The following is a 17,548-nucleotide window of genomic DNA, read 5'->3' as shown; positions in this document are numbered from 1 at the left end:
ACCCAGCTAGGCCGACATCTGCGCTAAAACCGACAGATCTTCACGAACTCCGCCGGATCGAGACTCGCCCCACCGACGAGCGCACCGTCGACGTCGGGCTGAGCCATGATCCCAGCGATGTTGTCAGACTTCACCGAGCCTCCGTAAAGAATACGGACAGCCTCGGCGACTTCGGTGTCGTACAGCTCGGCGAGTCGCACCCGGATCGCGCCGCACACCTCCTGAGCGTCGTCAGGAGTGGCGACCTCGCCGGTGCCGATCGCCCAGACCGGCTCATAAGCGATCACGATCGTCTTGGCCTGCTCGGCCGAGACGCCCTTGAGGGCGCCGTCGACCTGGGCCAGCGTGTGCTCGACCTGGTTGCCCGCCTGCCGGACCGGCAGACCCTCGCCGACGCACAGGATCGGCGTCACCGAGTTGCGGTAAGCGGCCTGAACCTTGGCGTTGACCAGGGCGTCGTCTTCGGCGTGGAACTGCCGGCGCTCCGAGTGGCCGATCGCCACGAAGGTGCAGCCGAGCTTGCTCAGCATCGCGCCGGAGATCTCCCCGGTGTAGGCGCCGCTGTCGTGGGCGGACAGGTCCTGTCCGCCGTAGACGAGCCGGAGCTTGTCACCGTCGACCAGGGTCTGGACGCTGCGCAGGTCGGTGAACGGCGGCAGCACCGCGACCTCGACCTTGTCGAAGTCCTTGTCGGTCAGGGAGAAGGCGAGTTCCTGAGCCAGCTTGATCGCCTCAAGGTGGTTCTTGTTCATCTTCCAGTTGCCGGCGATGAGCGGCTTACGACTCACTGTCGGCCTCCAGGGCGACCAGGCCCGGCAGCTTCTTGCCCTCGAGGTATTCGAGGGACGCGCCGCCACCGGTGGAGATGTGGGAGAAACCGTCTTCGGGCAGGCCGAGCTTGCGGACCGCCGCGGCGGAGTCGCCGCCGCCGACCACGGTGAAAGCGTCGGACCGCACCAGCGCCTCGGCGACGGCACGGGTGCCGCCGGCGAACGCCTCGAACTCGAACACGCCCATCGGGCCGTTCCAGAACACCGTCTGGGCGTCGGCCAGCTTCTGGGCGAACAGCTCGCGCGAGCGCGGGCCGATGTCCAGGCCCTCCCGGTCGGCCGGGATGGCGGTGGCGTCGACGACCTCGTGCTCGGCGTCTTCCGCGAAGTGGGTGGCCGCGAGGATGTCGACCGGGAGAACCAGGTCGACGCCGCGCGAGTGCGCGTCGTTGAGGAACCCGCGGACCTTGTCGAGCTGGTCTTCCTGCAGCAGCGACTTGCCGACCTCGTAGCCCTGGGCCTTGAGGAAGGTGTAGGCCATGCCGCCGCCGATGACCAGGCGGTCGACCTTGCCGAGCAGGTTGGCGATGACGCCGAGCTTGTCGGACACCTTCGCACCGCCCAGCACGACCACGTAGGGACGGGCCGGGTCTTCGGTCAGCTTCTTCAGCACGTCGACCTCGGCGGCGATCAGGCCGCCGACCGCGTGCGGGATCAGCTTGGGCACGTCGTAGACCGACGCGTGCTTGCGGTGGACCGCTCCGAACCCGTCACCGACGTAGAGGTCGGCGAGGATGGCCAGGCGGGCCGCGAAGTCGGCGCGGGCGGCGTCGTCCTTGGACTCCTCGCCCGGCTCGTAGCGGAGGTTCTCCAGCAGCGCGACCTGACCGGGCTCCAGCGCCGCGACGGTGGCGCGGGCGGAGTCGCCCACCACGTCGGCGGCGAAGGCGACCGGCTCGCCGAGCAGCTCGGAGAGCCGCGCGGCCACGGGGGCCAGCGAGAACTCCGGCTTGACCTGGCCCTTGGGACGGCCCAGGTGAGCGCAGACGATCACCTTGGCGCCGCGACCGGCCAGATCCCGGATCGTCGGGAGCGAGGCGCGGATGCGGCCGTCATCGGTGATCACGTCCCCGTCGAGGGGAACGTTGAGGTCGGCGCGTACGAGGACGCGCCGACCTTTCACGTCGAGCTCGTCGAGACCACGCATCAGAGCGAGGCACCCACGTACTCGATGAGGTCCACGAGGCGGTTGCTGTAGCCCCACTCGTTGTCGTACCAGCCGATGACCTTCACCTGGTTGCCGTTGGCCTTGGTGAGGCCGGCGTCGAAGATGCAGGAGCTCGGGTCGGTGACGATGTCGCTGGAGACGATGTCGTCCTCGGTGTAGGTCAGGTAGCCCTTGAGGAAGCCCTCGGCAGCGGCCTTGAACGCGGCGTTGACCTCTTCGACCGTGACGTCACGCTTGAGCTCGACCGTCAGGTCGGTCGCCGAACCCGTGGGGATCGGCACACGCAGCGCGAAGCCGTCGAGCTTGCCCTTGAGCTCGGGCAGCACGAGGCCGATCGCCTTGGCGGCGCCGGTCGAGGTGGGGACGATGTTCAGCGCGGCGGCGCGGGCCCGGCGCAGGTCGGAGTGGGGCCCGTCCTGCAGGTTCTGGTCCTGCGTGTACGCGTGGATCGTCGTCATGAGGCCCTTTTCGATCCCGAAGGAGTCGTTGAGGACCTTGCCCAGCGGGGCCAGGCAGTTGGTGGTGCACGACGCGTTGGAGATGATCGTGTGGTTCGCCGGGTCGTAGGTCTCGTGGTTGACACCCATGACGACGGTGACGTCTTCGTTCTTCGCCGGAGCGGAGATGATGACCTTCTTCGCGCCGTTCTCGGCGTGCACCTTGGCCTTGTTGGCGTCGGTGAAGAAGCCGGTCGACTCGATGACCACGTCGACGCCCAGGTCGCCCCACTGGAGCTTGGCCGGGTCGCGCTCGGCGAAGGCCTTGATGGCCTTGCCGTCGACGATGATCTCGTCCGCGGTCGCCTTCACCTCGTAGGGGAGGCGACCCAGGATGCTGTCGTACTTCAGCAGGTGGGCGAGCGTGGCATTGTCGGTGAGGTCGTTGACAGCGACGACCTCGATGTCCTTGCCGCTGGCCGCGGCGGCTCGCCAGAAGTTGCGGCCAATCCGGCCGAAGCCGTTGATGCCTACGCGGATGGTCACGGGGAAGATCTCCTCGTCCGTCGTTACGTGACTGAAACCTCGGTGCAGACCCTATCGGACTCAAATTGGTTTAGACCAAGTGGGTCTGCCGGAGGGCGTCATAGCGTAAGAAAGCCGCAAAGCGGGGCGGCTAACTGTAAAAAATCGCGCCGTTTCCCGAGGCAGATTCCAGGGCGCGAGCCCCAGCCGGACTTCGTCCGGCCGCGTCTCCCGCTTCAGCCGCTCAACATATCGGCGGTGAGGCTCGCCTCGGTGGTCGGCAGGCCGAGGTCCTGGGCGCGCTTGTCGGCCATGGCCAGCAGGCGCCGTATGCGGCCGGCGATGGCGTCCTTGGTGAGCGGCGGGTCGGCGATCTGGCCGAGCTCCTCCAGTGAGGCCTGCTTGTGCTCCACCCGCAGCCGCCCGGCGATCACGAGGTGCTCGGGGGCGTCGTCGCCGAGGATCTCCAGGGCTCGCTGGACGCGCGCTCCGGCGGCCACGGCCGCGCGGGCCGAGCGGCGCAGGTTGGCGTCGTCGAAGTTGGCGAGACGGTTGGCGGTGGCCCGGACCTCGCGCCGCATCCGGCGCTCCTCCCAGGCCAGCACGCTGTCGTGGGCGCCGAGGCGGGTCAGCAGGGCGCTGATGGCGTCGCCGTCGCGGACGACCACGCGGTCGACGCCGCGCACCTCACGGGCCTTGGCGTGGATCTTCAGGCGGCGCGCGGAACCGACCAGCGCCAGCGCGGCCTCGGGCCCCGGGCAGGTCACCTCCAGCGACATCGACCGGCCCGGCTCGGTCAGCGAGCCGTGGGCCAGGAACGCGCCCCGCCAGGCGGCCTCGGCGTCACAGGTCGCCCCCGACACGACCTGGCGCGGGAGACCCCGCACGGGCCGGCCGTGGTTGTCGATCAAACCGGTCTGCCGGGCCAGCGCCTCGCCGTCCTTGTAGACGCGGACGACGTAACGCGACCCTTTCCTGAGCCCCGCAGGAGCCAGCACCAGCACCTCGGCCTTGTGGCCGAACACCTCGCCAATGTCTTTGATCAGGCGGCGGGCCGTCACATTCGTGTCGAGCTCGGCTTCGATCACGATCCGTCCGCCCACCAGATGGAGCCCGCTCGCGAACCGCAGCAGCGTCGACACCTCGGCCTTGCGGCAGCAGGGCTTGAGCACCGGCAGGCGACTCAGCTCGTCTTTTACCACGCCTGTCATGGCCATTAGCGCGTGTCCTCCCCCAAACAGACTATGGCCGTTAGTGTCTCGCACCCTGACTAGGGGGTATCACCGCTTCTCGCGGAAAATCTCGTCCAGGACAGTGGCAAGGCGTGGTGCATCGTGCCTGGGAGATCCGTCGGAAGCGCCCACATCAGCCAATATCAAACGCCCTCCGAGAGCCACCACGGCCTTCTCCAGCTCACCCGGTTCCGGCACCACGCCCCGATCGGCCACCACCGCGTCGACCAGCAACGACGGCGCGTGGTCGCGGAGCACCTCGAGGTGTTTCTCCGGGGAGTAGCCGTCGGTCTCGCCGGGCTGGGGGGCCAGGTTGAGGATGACCAGCCGCCGCGCGCTCGTGGTGGCCAGCGCCCTGGCCAGCTCGGGAACCTTCAGATGCGGCAGCACGCTGGTGAACCAGGACCCCGGCCCGAGCACCACCCAATCGGCCTCGTGGATGGCCTGCACCGCCTCCGGGGAGACCGGCGGATCGGACGGAACCAGCGATATCGCCCGCACCCGCCCGGGGGTGAGCGCGCACGCGACCTGCCCGCGCACCGTCGTGACCTGGCCGTCGAGCTCGACCTCGGCCTCGATGTCGAGCGGCACCGATGCCATCGGCAGCACCCGCCCGTGGGCCCCGAGGAGGCGGCCGACCCACTCCAGCGCCTTGACAGGGTCGTCAAGAAGCTCCCAGAGCGCCACGATCAACAGGTTGCCGACCGCGTGCCCCTGCAGGTCTCCTTCGCCGTGAAAGCGGTGCTGGACGACCCGGGACCACGTCTGGCCCCACTCGTCGTCGCCGCAGAGGGCGGCGAGGGCCATGCGCAGATCGCCGGGCGGCAGCACGCCGAGTTCGCGGCGCAACCGGCCGCTGGAGCCGCCGTCGTCGGCGACCGTGACGATCGCGGTGAGATCGCCGGTGACCCGGCGCAGGGCGGAGAGCGAGGCGTGCAGACCGTGGCCGCCGCCGAGCGCTACGACCCTCGATCTCGCCGGGGCGCCCTCATTCACTCGCGACCCACATCGCGGTGGCTGACCTGGACGTCCATGCCGCGCTCGCGCAGCCGGGCGCCGATCTGCTCGGACATGGCCACGCTGCGGTGCTTGCCACCGGTGCAGCCGACGGCGAGGGTGGCGTAGCCCTTGCCCTCACGGGTGTAGCCGACGGCGACCACACCGAAGACCTCCTCGTAACCGTCGAGGAACTCCTTGGCGCCGGGCTGGCTGAGCACATATTCCCTTACCGGTACGTCGAGACCGTTCATCGGCCGCAGTTCCGGCACCCAATGGGGGTTGGGCAGAAAACGGCAGTCGACCACCAGGTCGGCATCGACCGGAAGGCCGTATTTGTAACCGAACGACACCACGTTGACCTTAAGGCCTGGCCGGTCCTCCCCGCCGAAGAACGAGACGATCTTCTTGCGGAGTTCGTGGACGTTGAGCTTGGAGGTGTCGAGCACCAGGTCGGCGTTGGCCCGCACCTCGCGCAGGATGCCGCGCTCCCGGTCGATGCCGTCGACCAGCCGGTTCTCCCCCTGGAGGGGATGCGGGCGGCGGACGTTCTCGAACCGCCGCACCAGTTCGTCGTCGCTGGCCTCCAGGAACACCACGCGCACCTCGACCCCGCGCCCGTCGAGCTCCTCGATGGCGGCGTTGAGGTCGGTGGTGAACGCCAGCGACCGCACGTCGACGACCGCCGCGACGTGGTCGGCGGCCAGCTTGACCCGCCCGGCCTCCTCGGCCAGCGAGAACAGCAGGCCCGGGGGCAGGTTGTCGATGACGAACCAGCCCAGGTCCTCCAGCGCCTTGGCCGCGGTGCTGCGCCCGGCGCCGGACATGCCCGTCACGATGACGAACCCCGGTTCGCTGCCCGCCTCACTGCCCTTGCCGCCCGTGTTGCCACTCGTGCCGCTCATGCGCTCTCCCCCTTCAACGCCGCGACGATGGCCTCGGCCGTCGCCGGTCCGATGCCGGGAACCTCGCATATCTCGGCGGCCGTCGCGTCACCAAGGCGTTTCACGGAGCCGAAGTGCCGGAGAAGAGCCTGCCGCCGCGCGGGACCGAGACCGGGAACCGCGTCCAGAGCGCTCTCCGTGAGCGATCGGGACCTCTTGGCACGATGGTAGGTGATCGCGAAGCGATGCGCCTCGTCACGGAGCCGTTGCAGAAGGTAGAGGGCCTCACTCGTGCGCGGCAGGATCACCGGCTCGTCGTCGCCGGGCAGCCACACCTCTTCGAGCCGCTTGGCCAGGCCGCAGATCGCGACGTCGTCGATGCCGAGCTCGTCGAGGGCCCGCTGCGCCGCCGCGGCCTGGGCGGGGCCGCCGTCGACGACGACCAGATTGGGCGGGTAGGCGAACTTGCGCGGCCGGCCGGTCTCGGGGTCGATCGGCTCGCCGGTGGGCTCGCCGCCGAGCTCGCCGGTGGCGCTGCGTTCCTCCAGGTAGCGGCGGAACCGCCGGGTGATGACCTCGTGGATGGAGGCGACGTCACCTTCGGTGGATTTGATCTGGAACCGCCGGTATTCGCTTTTCCGGGCCAGCCCGTCTTCGAACACGACCATCGAGGCCACCACGTTGGTGCCCTGGATGTGGGAGACGTCGTAGCACTCGATGCGCAGCGGCGCCTGGTCGAGCTCGAGCCCGTCGGCCAGCTCCTGGAGCGCCTTGCTGCGGCTGGTCAGGTCGCTGGAGCGGCGGAGTTTGTGCTGGTTGAGGGCCTCTTTGGCGTTGCGCTCGACGGTCTCCATGAGCGCCTTCTTGTCACCGCGCTGCGGGATCCGGACGTCGACCCGGGCGCCCTTCGACTCGGAGAGCAGCTCGACGACGGCCTCGTGGTCGGGCGGGTTGGCCGGGACGAGGATCTCGCGCGGGATCTCGGCCTCGGAGTACATCTGGATCAGGAAGTGTTCGACCAGGTCGCCTGGCGTCGACGCCTCGACCTTGTCGACGACCCACCCGCGCTGGCCCCGGATGCGCCCGCCGCGCACGTAGAAGACCTGGACGGCGGCTTCGAGCTCGTCTTCGGCCAGCGCCACCACGTCGGCGTCGGTGGCGTCGCCGAGCACCACGGCCTGCTTCTCCAGCGCCTTCTGCAGGGCCTGGACGTCGTCACGCAGGCGGGCGGCGCGCTCGTATTCCTCGACCGCCGCCGCCTCGCGCATCTGCGTCTCGATGCGCTTGATGAAGCGGGTGGTGTTGCCCGCCATGAAGTCGCAGAAGTCTTCGGCGAGGTCGCGGTGCTCCTGCGGGGTGACCCGGCCGACGCAGGGCGCCGAGCACTTCTCGATGTAACCGAGCAGGCAGGGCCGCCCGATCTGGCCGGCCCGCTTGAACACCCCCGCCGAGCAGGTGCGGACCGGGAAGACGCGCAGCAGCAGGTCGACGGTCTCGCGGATGGCCCAGGCGTGGCTGTAGGGCCCGAAGTAGCGGGTGCCCTTGCGCTTGGCGCCGCGCAGGACCTGCACGCGGGGGAATTCGTCGGACATCGTCACCGCGAGGTAGGGATAGGACTTGTCGTCGCGGTATTTGACGTTGAAGTGGGGGTCGAACTCCTTGATCCAGGAGTATTCGAGCTGGAGCGCCTCGACCTCGGTGCCGACGACGGTCCAGTCGACGCGGGCCGCCGTGGTCAGCATCGACTGGGTGCGGAAGTGGAGGCTCGCGAAGTCGGCGAAGTAGGAGTTCAGTCGTTGCCGCAGGCTCTTCGCCTTGCCCACGTAGATCACCCGGCCGGAGGGATCCCTGAAACGGTAGACGCCGGGGGACTCGGGGATCGATCCGGGTGCGGGCCGATAAGTTGCCGGATCAGCCACTCTCCAAGACTATCCGCCCGGACCGACATTCCGTTTCCATGATCAACGACATCACGGGAGTGTCCAGGTCAAACCGGCTACACAGCCGATGGCGGTCACCACGGCGTAAGGCCGCCAGCCGGGCAGCCGCTCCCCCAGGTGCCGCGCCAGCGCCAGATGGCACATCAGCACGACGACCGGGATGAGGCGGGCGAACTCGTACCGCCCGGCCGCCACGGCCAGAGCGGTGACGGCCGTCCCGACGGCCGCGATGATCAGCAGTTCCCGGCCGAGCGGCTTGCGCAGACCGTACAGAAGAGCGGGGACGCCGAGCAGCGCGAGCCCGTATCTGGACAGGGCTTCCTCGACGAGCGGCCGGTACGACTCCGGCGAATCCGCCGCCAGACCCGTCCCTTCCGTGTACGGCCACGCGAGCGCCAGCGCGACCGCCCCCACCCCCGCGGGGACGATCAGCACCAGCCGCCGCCACTCCCACCGCCGGGCGACCAGGATGCCCGCGATCCCGACCACGGTCTCCACGGCCGTGAACGGATGCACCAGCACGATCACCGGCGGCAGCACGACGAGCGCCACCAGCCCCTGCCCGCTGTCCCGGAACCGCACGAGGCAGGCCCAGGTCGCCACCATCAGCGCGGCCGCCGGGGTGGACGGGAAGGCGAACGAGAACGACAGCGAGGTGAGCCCGGGGAACCCGCTCCAGCCGAACCCCTCGACCCCCCACAGGACGAGGGCGAACACCGCAGCGAGCACCACCACGGAGTCCCGCGCGCCCATCTGACGGCAGAACACCCGCAGCGCGGCCAGCAGCGCCAGCACGTTGAGGATCCCGGCGATCCCGAGTACGGTCTCCGGCTCCGCCCCGAAGACCCGGGCCACCAGCGCCAGCCCGAGGACGTAGGGCGTCGGATCCGACCAGCCGACCTGGGTGTCGTCGAGCGCCGCCCGCAACGTGGCGACGTGCAGATCCCAGTCCCCCACCCAGGCGTGCCGGAAGGCGACGAGCAGCGCCCACCCCAGCACGGCCCCCGCGACCAGGACATACCACCCCGACCGCTCAGCCTGCGCGAAGCCCCTCACACCTCCATGATCATCAACCGACCGTCAACCGAACGCCCCCGACACCCCAAGCCGGGCCCCGTTCCCGGAGCAATGGCCGGACACGGTCCCGGTGCCTGAAGCCGGGACCGCGTCCGGCCACCTTCTCCCTGGTGGGGAGCGGGCCATCGCCCCCCACCGCCCAGGCCGGAACCCGTTCCCGCCAGTGGACGGGCCATCAGCTCCGACGCCTGAGGCCGGAGCCGTTTCCGGCCGTTGGTTCCTGATGGCGAGCCCGACGGCGACGCCGTGAACCGTTCCGTGTCCGGTGGCTGGTCCGTTCCCGAACCCTGGAACGGACCGCGCCACAACCGGGACGCGATGTCCGGCCAGGGGCTACGCCAGGACGATGCTGCCGCCGCTGACCGTGATCTTCTTCTCCTCGAGCGGAGACGGGGCGGGGCCGCCGGCGACCGAACCGTCGCTGATCTTGAACTTGCTGCCGTGGCAGGGGCAGTTGATGGTGCCGCCCGAGATGCTGGCCACCGAGCAGCCCGCGTGGGTGCAGACGGCAGTGAAGCACTTGAACTCGCCGGCCGTCGGCTGGGTGATGACGATCTTCTCCGATTCGAAGATCTTGCCACCGCCCTCGGGGATGTCGGACGTCTTGGCGAAGGCGTTGGCCGCCGCCGGGGGCGGCTCCTCCTCGGCCGGAGGGTCTTCGGCCGGCGGGTCGTCGGCAGGGGGCTCTTCGGCAGGCGGGTCGTTCTGGTCGTCGGCGGGGGGAGGCGGGTCGTCGGTGCCCCCGGCCGGCTTGGCCTGGTCGGCCGGCACCGATCCTGGCGGCTCGGCCTGGGCGGCCGTGCCGGAGGAATAGCCGGTGCACGCCGTCAGGGCGGCGGCCAGCCCGGCGCCGCCCACCGCGAAGACCAGGCCCCGCCGCGTCATCGCGCTCGTGACCTGATCCTGCTCAGAGGTGGCGTTAACGTTCATTTACATCCTCCGCTGGGGGACTTCCCGATCATCTGTAGGTACGGCGCTGACCCCGTTCCTGGTTCAGCCTGACCGATCGCGTCCGAGCGGAGTATGAAGAAATGCACTTATAGGTCGAAGATCTTTCGCAGGAACAGCCCGGTATGGCTGCCGTCGACCAGCGCCACCTCTTCGGGAGTGCCGGTCGCGACCACCTTGCCGCCGCCCGAACCGCCTTCGGGGCCCATGTCGATCACCCAGTCGGCCGTCTTGATCACGTCGAGGTTGTGCTCGATCACGATGACCGTGTTCCCCGCGTCGACCAGCCGCTCCAGCACGCCCAGCAGCCGCCGGATGTCCTCGAAGTGGAGGCCGGTGGTCGGCTCGTCGAGCACGTAGATCGTGCGGCCGGTGGAGCGGCGCTGGAGCTCGGAGGCGAGCTTCACCCGCTGGGCCTCACCGCCCGACAGGGTGGTGGCGGGCTGCCCGAGCCGGACGTAACCGAGGCCGACGTCGTTCAGCGTCTTCAGGTGACGGCTGATCGCGGGGATGGCCTCGAAGAACTCGGCCGCCTCCTCGATCGGCATGTCGAGGATCTCGGCGATCGTCTTGCCCTTGTAGTGGACCTCCAGCGTCTCCCGGTTGTAGCGGGCGCCGTGGCAGACCTCGCAGGGGACGTAGACGTCGGGCAGGAAGTTCATCTCGATCTTGATGGTGCCGTCGCCCGCGCACGCCTCGCAGCGCCCGCCCTTGACGTTGAAGCTGAACCGGCCCTGCAGGTAGCCCCGGATCTTCGCCTCGGTCGTCTGCGCGAACAGCTTCCTGACGTGGTCGAACACCCCGGTGTAGGTGGCCGGGTTGGAGCGCGGGGTGCGCCCGATCGGCGACTGGTCGACGTGGACGACCTTGTCGAGATGATCGATGCCGGTCACCCGCGAGTGCCGCCCCGGCACGGTCTTGGCGCCGTGGAGCTCCCTGGCGAGCGCGGTGTAGAGGATGTCGTTGACCAGCGTCGACTTGCCCGACCCCGACACCCCGGTGACGGCGGTGAAGACGCCGAGCGGGAACTCGACGTCGATGCCGCCGAGGTTGTGCTCCCGGGCGCCCTTCACCACGAGCTGCCGCTTGCGGTCGCGCTTGCGCCGCTTCTTGGGCACCGCGATGGACCGCCGCCCGGAAAGGTAGGCGCCCGTCAGCGATTCCTCGCTGGACAGCAGATCTTCGACGGTGCCGGAGACGACGACCTGGCCACCGTGCTCACCGGCGCCGGGGCCGATGTCGACGATCCAGTCGGCCGCCGCGATGGTGTCTTCGTCGTGTTCGACGACGATCAGGGTGTTGCCCATGTCGCGCAGCCGGATCAGCGTCTCCAGCAGGCGCTGGTTGTCGCGCTGGTGGAGGCCGATGGAGGGTTCGTCGAGGACGTAGAGGACGCCGACCAGGCCCGAGCCGATCTGGGTGGCGAGCCTGATCCGCTGGGCCTCGCCGCCCGCCAGGGTGCCGGCGGCCCGGTTGAGGGTCAGGTAGTCGAGGCCCACGTCGAGCAGGAAGCCCAGGCGGGCGTTGATCTCCTTGACCACCCGCTCGGCGATCTGCATGTCGCGGTCGGAGAGCTTGAACCCGGCCAGGAACGTGGCGCACTCGCCGATCGACAGGCTCGCGACCTCGGCGATCGACGAACCGCCGACCGTCACCGCGAGCGAGACCGGCTTGAGGCGGCGGCCCTTGCAGGCCGGGCACGGGATCTCCCGCATGTAGCCTTCGAACTTCTCCCGCACCGCGTCGCTCTCGGACTCGGCGTGGCGGCGCTGGATCCACGGGATCACGCCGTCGAAGTCGGTGTAGTAGGCGCGCTGACGCCCGAACCGGTTGCTGTAGCGGATGTGGACCTGCTCGTCGTGGCCGCGCAGCAGGGCGTTCTGCTGGACCTTGGTCAGCTTCTCCCACGGAGTGTCGAGGGTGAAGCCGAGGGCGTTGCCCAGCCCCTCGATCAGCTTCTCGAAGTAGTCGCTGGTGTGGCCGCCCGCCCACGGGGTCAGCGCGCCGTCGCCGAGGGCCTTCTCGGGGTCGGGGACGACCAGCTCGGGGTCGACCTCCATGCGGGTGCCGAGGCCGGTGCACTCGGGGCAGGCGCCGAACGGCGAGTTGAACGAGAACGACCGGGGCTCCAGCTCCTCGAACGACAGGTCGTCGTAGGGGCAGTAGAGGTGCTCCGAGTAGAAGCGCTCCCGGTTGGGGTCGTCGGCCTCGAGATCGACGAAGTCGAGCGTGATCGTGCCCCCGGACAGCTGGAGCGCGGTCTCGACCGAGTCGGTGAGGCGGCGGCGGGCCGTGTCCTTGACCGCCAGCCGGTCGACGATCACCTCGATGTCGTGCTTCTCGTACTTCTTCAGGGTCGGCGGCTCTTCGAGGCGGATGATCGTGCCGTCGACGCGCGCGCGGGCGTAGCCCTTGGTCTGGAGCTCGCGGAACAGCTCGGCGTATTCGCCCTTGCGGCCCCGGATCACCGGCGCGAGCACCTGGAACCGGGTGCCCTCCTCCAGCTCCAGGACGCGGTCGACGATCTGCTGCGGGGTCTGCCGCGCGATCGGCCGCTCGCACGTCGGGCAGTGGGGCTTGCCGATGCGGGCCCAGAGGAGCCGCAGGTAGTCGTAGACCTCGGTGATCGTGCCGACGGTCGACCGGGGGTTGCGGCTGGTCGACTTCTGGTCGATCGAGACCGCAGGAGACAGGCCCTCGATGAAGTCGACGTCGGGCTTGTCCATCTGGCCGAGGAACTGACGGGCGTAGGCCGACAGCGACTCGACGTAGCGCCGCTGGCCCTCGGCGAAGATCGTGTCGAAGGCCAGGCTGGACTTGCCCGAGCCGCTCAGCCCGGTGAAAACGATCAGGGCGTCGCGCGGGAGATCGAGCGAGACGTCCTTCAAATTGTGTTCGCGCGCGCCACGCACGACGAGACGGTCAGCCACAGCGTTCCCGATGGTCGTTGGGGTACAGGAGTGCACCGGGCAGGCTATCCGCCGCCACCGACAAAAATGCCCCTGCTTCTTCAGAGTACGTGGACGAGGATGACCCCATGTCCCTTCTTGACGACTACAGGGCGGAACTCGCCGCCGCTGACGCCCGCCTGATCACCACCGTCGCCGGGCTGTCCGACGAGGAGATGCGGGCCCCGTCGGCCCTCGACGGCTGGACCCGGGGCCACCTGGCCACCCACGTCTCCCGCAACGCCGACTCCCTTGTGAACCTGCTCACGTGGGCCCGCACGGGGGTGGTCACCCCTCAGTACCGCGACGCGGCGGAACGTGACGAGGGCATCCTCAAGGGCTTCGCCCGGCCCGCCGAGGAGCAGCTCGCCGATCTGGAGGAGAGCACCGCCCGCTTCGCCGAGGCGGCCGACGCGCTGCCCGCCGACCGCTGGTCCTTCCGGGTCGAGGGCACCCGCCCGCCGAGCCATCCCGTCTGGTACGTCGTCATGCGCCGCCTCCGCGAGGTGGAGATCCACCACAGCGACTTCGGCGCCGGCTACACCTGGCGCGACTGGCCCGACCGCTACGTCCACTGGGAGTTCGGCGACTCCCCCCAGCTGAGCGACCGGGCGACGTACGGGAGACTGACCGCGACCGACACCGGCGAGACGATCATCGGGGCCGAAGGCCCGCACCTCCAGGCCACGAAACGGGAGCTCGCCGCCTGGATGACCGGCCGCCACGCGCCCGACGGCTTCCCGCCGCCCCCGGCCTGGATGGTCCGCAGCGCCCCCGACGGCCTAGCGTGACAGCTATGACTTATACGGGAGACGTGTCCAAGGGCGGACCGGCCGACGTCCGGGAGCTGGAGAAGATCACCATCGCCAAGATGGAGGTCGGCGACTTCGGCAACAACGCCTACCTGATCCGCTGCCGCGAGACCGGTGACGGCATGCTGATCGACGCCGCCGCCGAGCCCGGCAGGATCCTGGAGCTGATCGGCCGGCAGCCGATCAGCGTGATCGTGACCACCCACCAGCACGGCGACCACTGGGGCGCCCTGGAAGAGGTGGCCAAGGCCACCGGCGCGACCGTGGTGGCGGGCCGCGAAGACGCGGCGGCGCTGCCGGTCGAGGCGCGGCCGGTCGACCACGGCGACCGGGTGACCGTCGGGGTGACCGACCTGGAGGTGATCCACCTGCGCGGCCACACCCCGGGTTCGATCGCCCTCTACTACCCGGGCCACGTCTTCACCGGCGACTCGCTGTTCCCCGGCGGCGTGGGCAACACCCAGAAGGACCCGGCGCGGTTCACCGCGCTCTACACCGACGTGGTGGAGCGGATCTTCGACCGGTACGACGACGAGACCTGGGTCTACCCCGGCCACGGGAAGGACACCACGCTCGGGGTCGAACGTCCCGCACTGCCTGAATGGCAGGCCCGGGGCTGGTAGATCAGCGCGCTCCCAGCACCTTGGCGATCAGGGCCGCGGCGGCGTCGGGATCGTCGGCGCTCTCCACGACCTCGCCCCACGACCACCGGTAGAACCAGCCGCCCTGCAGCGAGACGCAGTCGACGGTCTCGTTGAGCAGGGCGGCCTCCGGTGCGCTGATCCGCAAAGAGGGCGGTTCCGGCCGCAGCGTGACGGCGAAGCCGCGCTGTTCGAGTTCACGCGCCAGCTTGCCGAGGAAGTAAGAACGGGTGAGCTCACGCGGGGCGGTCGCCATACGGTCATTAGACAACGGCGGGTCCGCCCCGGAAAGTCACCTAGCGGGAGCCCGCGAGGCGCTCCTTGCGCTTGGCCCGCCTGAACATCAGCACCCGCAGCGGGATCGCCGACACGATCGCGATCTGCATGATCGCGCCGACCTGGATGAGCTGGTCGCCACCGGGCAGCCCGGCGGCCCAGACCATCAGGCAGGCCACGTTGATGAGCATCCAGCCGAGGACGAACGCGGCCATGTTGCCCTTGGGCTTCGGATATTCGATCCGGCTGATCATCAGGAACGCCGTGGCGAAGATGCCGAGGACCGTCCAGATCGTCGGCGGGAACAGCAGCACGATCGAGACGATCGTCATGGCGCCCATGGGGATGGGCAGCCCCATGAAGTCGCCGCTCTTGGTCTTCACGCAGGCGAACCGGGCCAGCCGGGTCACCCCCGCGAGCAGCACCGACCCCGCGGCGGCCAGCACGAGCCACAGCGGCAGCGGGGCGTTGAACCCGCCCCATATGACGATCATGAACGCCGGCGCGAAGCCGAAGCTGATCACGTCGGCCAGGTTGTCGAGCTCGGCGCCCATCGCCGAGGCCCGGAACCGGCGGGCCACCAGCCCGTCGAACAGGTCGCAGGTCGCACCGACGAGCAGCAGCACGACGGCGGTGCCGAAGAACCGCGGATCGGGCTCGAAGTTGCCCCGGGTCATCTTGAGCTGGTCGATCGCGCTGTAGGCCAGCACGACGACCGACAGGAACCCCGACAGCGCGTTGCCGAGAGAGAGCAGGTCGGCGGCCGACAGGCGGAACGCCTTGCCGACCGGACCCAAGGGTTCGGCGTCTTCGTCCACGGACCAGCTTCCGGCCCTGAGGTCAGGCGCGGTCAATGCGGGTCACCCCAGCCACGGTTGTGTCGCCGACGGTCACGGCGGGCTCGACGCCCTCCGGCAGATAGAGGTCGACCCGGGAGCCGAGCCGGATCAGACCGACCCGATCTCCCTGGGCGACCTTCGCGCCCGCCTGCAGATAGGGCACGATGCGGCGCGCGACGGCCCCGGCGATCTGGACCATCTCGATGTCGCCGAGCGCGGTGTCGAAGTGCCACACCACGCGTTCGTTCTTGTCGCTGTCCTTGTTGAACGCGGGCACGAATCCACCGGCCACGTGTTCCACCGAGACGACGGTCCCGGCGACGGGGGCACGATTGACGTGCACGTTGAGCGGGCTCATGAAGATGGCCACGCGGGTGCGGCCGTCGATCCAGGGGTCGACGCTCTGCACGACGCCGTCGGCCGGCGAGAGCAGCCGCCCGATGCCGGGCGAGCGGTCAGGATCACGGAAGAACCAGAGCATCCCGCCCGTGAGGGCCGCCAGCGGCACCGCCGCGAAGGCCCACTTGGGAGACCAGCGGGTCAGGCCCGCCGTCACGGCCGCCGCGGCAGCTGTCGGAGCCAGCCACGGCGACACGCCACGCGCGAGCCGGACACGTGGGCGAGGACTTTCTATTTCGTTCGACACTAGGAGCCTTTGTACTCTTTTGCGACTAGAGGACGGATTTGCGACTTAAGCAGTTATGTTACCGATGCCACAGTCCCTAACCGTCCTCTTTCGCGTCAAGCGCGTGACCCCAGTGGGTCTGGACGCTAGTGCTGCTCCGCCTGCTCGGGGGTGGCGTCCTTCTCGGCGGCCGCGGTGCGGCGCGACTTGAGGATGCTCGCGACCGTCGTGACCAGCATCGTCCCGATGATGACGCCCAGCGAGACCTGGATCGGGATCTTCGGCGCCCACTCGACGATGTCGTGCATGGCCTCGAGAATCAGTTTCACGCCGATGAAGGCGAGAATGAAGGCCAGACCGTAGCTGAGGTAGACCAGACGCTGCAGCAGGCCTCCGAGGAGGAAGTAGAGCTGCCGCAGACCCATCAGGGCGAACGCGTTGGCGGTGAAGACGATGAACGCGTCGGTGGTCAGACCGAAGATCGCCGGGATGGAGTCGAGGGCGAACAGCAGGTCGGTGCTGCCGATGGCGATCATGACGATCAGCATCGGCGTGACCATCTTCTTGCCGTCGACCTTGACGATCATCTTGGAACCGACGTAGTCCTGCGTGGTGGGGAACGCCCGGCGCGCGTAGCGCAGCAGGATGTTCTCGTCGAAGTCGTCTTCGCTCTTGTTGTGGTCGCGGATCATCGTGTAGGCGGTGTAGAGGAGGATCGCGCCGAACACGTAGAAGAGCCAGTGGAACTGGTTGAGGGCGGCGGCGCCGACCACGATGAAGAACCCGCGCATGACCAGCGCGATCAGGATGCCGATCGTCAGCACCTTGTGCTGATAGGCCTTCGGCACCGCGAACCGCGACATGATGATGTAGAAGACGAACAGGTTGTCGATGCTCAGGCTGTATTCGGTGATGTAACCCGCGAAGAACTCACCCGACTGCTGTGGTCCAGCGAAGATCAGCAGGCCGATGCCGAACAGCACGGCGAGTGCGACGTAGAGGCCGACCCAGAAGCCTGCCTGACGGATGGAGAACTCTTTCGGCTCTCCACGATCGACGATCCATAGGTCGATGGCGATGACCACGAGCAGGCCGATGATGACGGCAGCCCAACCCCACACGGGAATGTCCACTCTCTTAATCCCTCCGGCGCGCGACGAAACACACTGCCGGAGGTCTCTCCCGCCCGCGCAAACTGCGCCAGACACGGACCGACGGCCCCGGGTGCTGTGCACCGTGATGACGGGACCGTCACGAAGGGATACTCCCCCCCAACGCCACAAGTATAGGGACCCGCCCCGGGGGCAACTGAACCCCGGGCCCAGGTTTCTTGCACGAATTATTCCTATCAACCCGGAACAAGCCCGGGT

The 17,548-nt window shown here is 68.9% G+C and carries 16 protein-coding genes; 2 read left to right on the top strand and 14 right to left on the bottom strand.

The genetic code is table 11. From position 1 onward, the window contains the following. Positions 1-23 precede the first annotated feature (23 nt). The 10 genes from tpiA to uvrA form a co-directional block, all read right to left on the bottom strand. Positions 24-788, bottom strand: a complete 765-nt coding sequence (gene tpiA, locus AW272_RS21405; protein WP_083958547.1) for a triose-phosphate isomerase — start codon at positions 786-788, stop codon at positions 24-26. Continuing rightward, positions 778-1,977, bottom strand: coding sequence for a phosphoglycerate kinase (locus AW272_RS21400; protein WP_066368053.1), 1,200 nt, complete (start codon positions 1,975-1,977; stop codon positions 778-780). Before AW272_RS21400 ends, tpiA begins: the two co-directional genes overlap by 11 nt. Then, entirely contained in the window at positions 1,977-2,981 is a 1,005-nt protein-coding gene (gap, locus tag AW272_RS21395; RefSeq protein ID WP_066368050.1) for a type I glyceraldehyde-3-phosphate dehydrogenase, read from the bottom strand. Before gap ends, AW272_RS21400 begins: the two co-directional genes overlap by 1 nt. A 215-nt stretch (positions 2,982-3,196) precedes the next feature. Then, entirely contained in the window at positions 3,197-4,177 is a 981-nt protein-coding gene (gene whiA, locus AW272_RS21390; protein ID WP_030452232.1) for a DNA-binding protein WhiA, read from the bottom strand. Between the two features lie 63 nt (positions 4,178-4,240). Next, positions 4,241-5,188, bottom strand: a complete 948-nt coding sequence (locus tag AW272_RS21385; protein ID WP_066368047.1) for a gluconeogenesis factor YvcK family protein — start codon at positions 5,186-5,188, stop codon at positions 4,241-4,243. Then, on the bottom strand, positions 5,185-6,093 hold the full coding sequence (gene rapZ, locus AW272_RS21380) for an RNase adapter RapZ (RefSeq protein WP_174551845.1): 909 nt from the start codon (positions 6,091-6,093) through the stop codon (positions 5,185-5,187). The genes AW272_RS21385 and rapZ overlap by 4 nt, the downstream gene beginning before the upstream one ends. Next, positions 6,090-7,991: an excinuclease ABC subunit UvrC gene (uvrC, locus tag AW272_RS21375; protein WP_066368045.1), complete on the bottom strand. Its 1,902-nt coding sequence runs from the start codon at positions 7,989-7,991 to the stop codon at positions 6,090-6,092. The genes rapZ and uvrC overlap by 4 nt, the downstream gene beginning before the upstream one ends. 51 nt (positions 7,992-8,042) lie before the next feature. Beyond that, entirely contained in the window at positions 8,043-9,068 is a 1,026-nt protein-coding gene (locus AW272_RS21370; RefSeq protein ID WP_066368043.1) for a hypothetical protein, read from the bottom strand. Positions 9,069-9,422: 354 nt separating this feature from the next. Further along, positions 9,423-10,019, bottom strand: a complete 597-nt coding sequence (locus AW272_RS21365) for a Rieske (2Fe-2S) protein (protein WP_066368040.1) — start codon at positions 10,017-10,019, stop codon at positions 9,423-9,425. A 107-nt stretch (positions 10,020-10,126) separates the two neighbouring features. Beyond that, positions 10,127-12,967 (bottom strand): excinuclease ABC subunit UvrA, encoded by a 2,841-nt coding sequence (gene uvrA, locus AW272_RS21360; protein WP_066368038.1) that lies wholly within the window; start codon positions 12,965-12,967, stop codon positions 10,127-10,129. Positions 12,968-13,074: 107 nt separating this feature from the next. On the opposite strand from uvrA, the gene AW272_RS21355 reads away from it, so the two are divergent. Together AW272_RS21355 and AW272_RS21350 are read left to right on the top strand one after the other, a co-directional pair. Continuing rightward, complete coding sequence (locus AW272_RS21355) at positions 13,075-13,776, top strand: maleylpyruvate isomerase N-terminal domain-containing protein (RefSeq protein ID WP_157518699.1); 702 nt, start codon at positions 13,075-13,077, stop codon at positions 13,774-13,776. 5 nt (positions 13,777-13,781) lie between these two features. After that, the gene (locus AW272_RS21350) at positions 13,782-14,420 is read left to right on the top strand and encodes an MBL fold metallo-hydrolase (protein WP_066368032.1); all 639 of its coding nucleotides are present in this window, start codon (positions 13,782-13,784) and stop codon (positions 14,418-14,420) included. Between the two features lies 1 nt (position 14,421). Here AW272_RS21350 and AW272_RS21345 read toward each other — a convergent pair whose 3' ends face one another. The 4 genes from AW272_RS21345 to AW272_RS21330 all read right to left on the bottom strand — a co-directional run bounded on the left by AW272_RS21345 (position 14,422) and on the right by AW272_RS21330 (position 17,311). Further along, positions 14,422-14,694: a hypothetical protein gene (locus AW272_RS21345; protein WP_066368030.1), complete on the bottom strand. Its 273-nt coding sequence runs from the start codon at positions 14,692-14,694 to the stop codon at positions 14,422-14,424. A gap of 40 nt (positions 14,695-14,734) precedes the next feature. Continuing rightward, positions 14,735-15,532, bottom strand: a complete 798-nt coding sequence (pssA, locus tag AW272_RS21340; RefSeq protein WP_245657655.1) for a CDP-diacylglycerol--serine O-phosphatidyltransferase — start codon at positions 15,530-15,532, stop codon at positions 14,735-14,737. Between the two features lie 22 nt (positions 15,533-15,554). Next, positions 15,555-16,148, bottom strand: coding sequence for a phosphatidylserine decarboxylase (locus AW272_RS21335; RefSeq protein ID WP_439649153.1), 594 nt, complete (start codon positions 16,146-16,148; stop codon positions 15,555-15,557). 176 nt (positions 16,149-16,324) lie between these two features. Further along, a complete protein-coding gene (locus AW272_RS21330; RefSeq protein ID WP_066368021.1) occupies positions 16,325-17,311 on the bottom strand; it encodes a TerC family protein in 987 nt (328 codons plus the stop codon). Between the last annotated feature and the right edge of the window lie 237 nt (positions 17,312-17,548).

It is taken from the genome of Herbidospora mongoliensis, from assembly GCF_001570545.1.
Classification (GTDB): Bacteria; Actinomycetota; Actinomycetes; order Streptosporangiales; family Streptosporangiaceae; genus Herbidospora; species Herbidospora mongoliensis.
The sequence above is the reverse complement of the archived record's forward strand: the minus strand, read 5'-3'. Positions and strand labels throughout refer to the sequence as shown.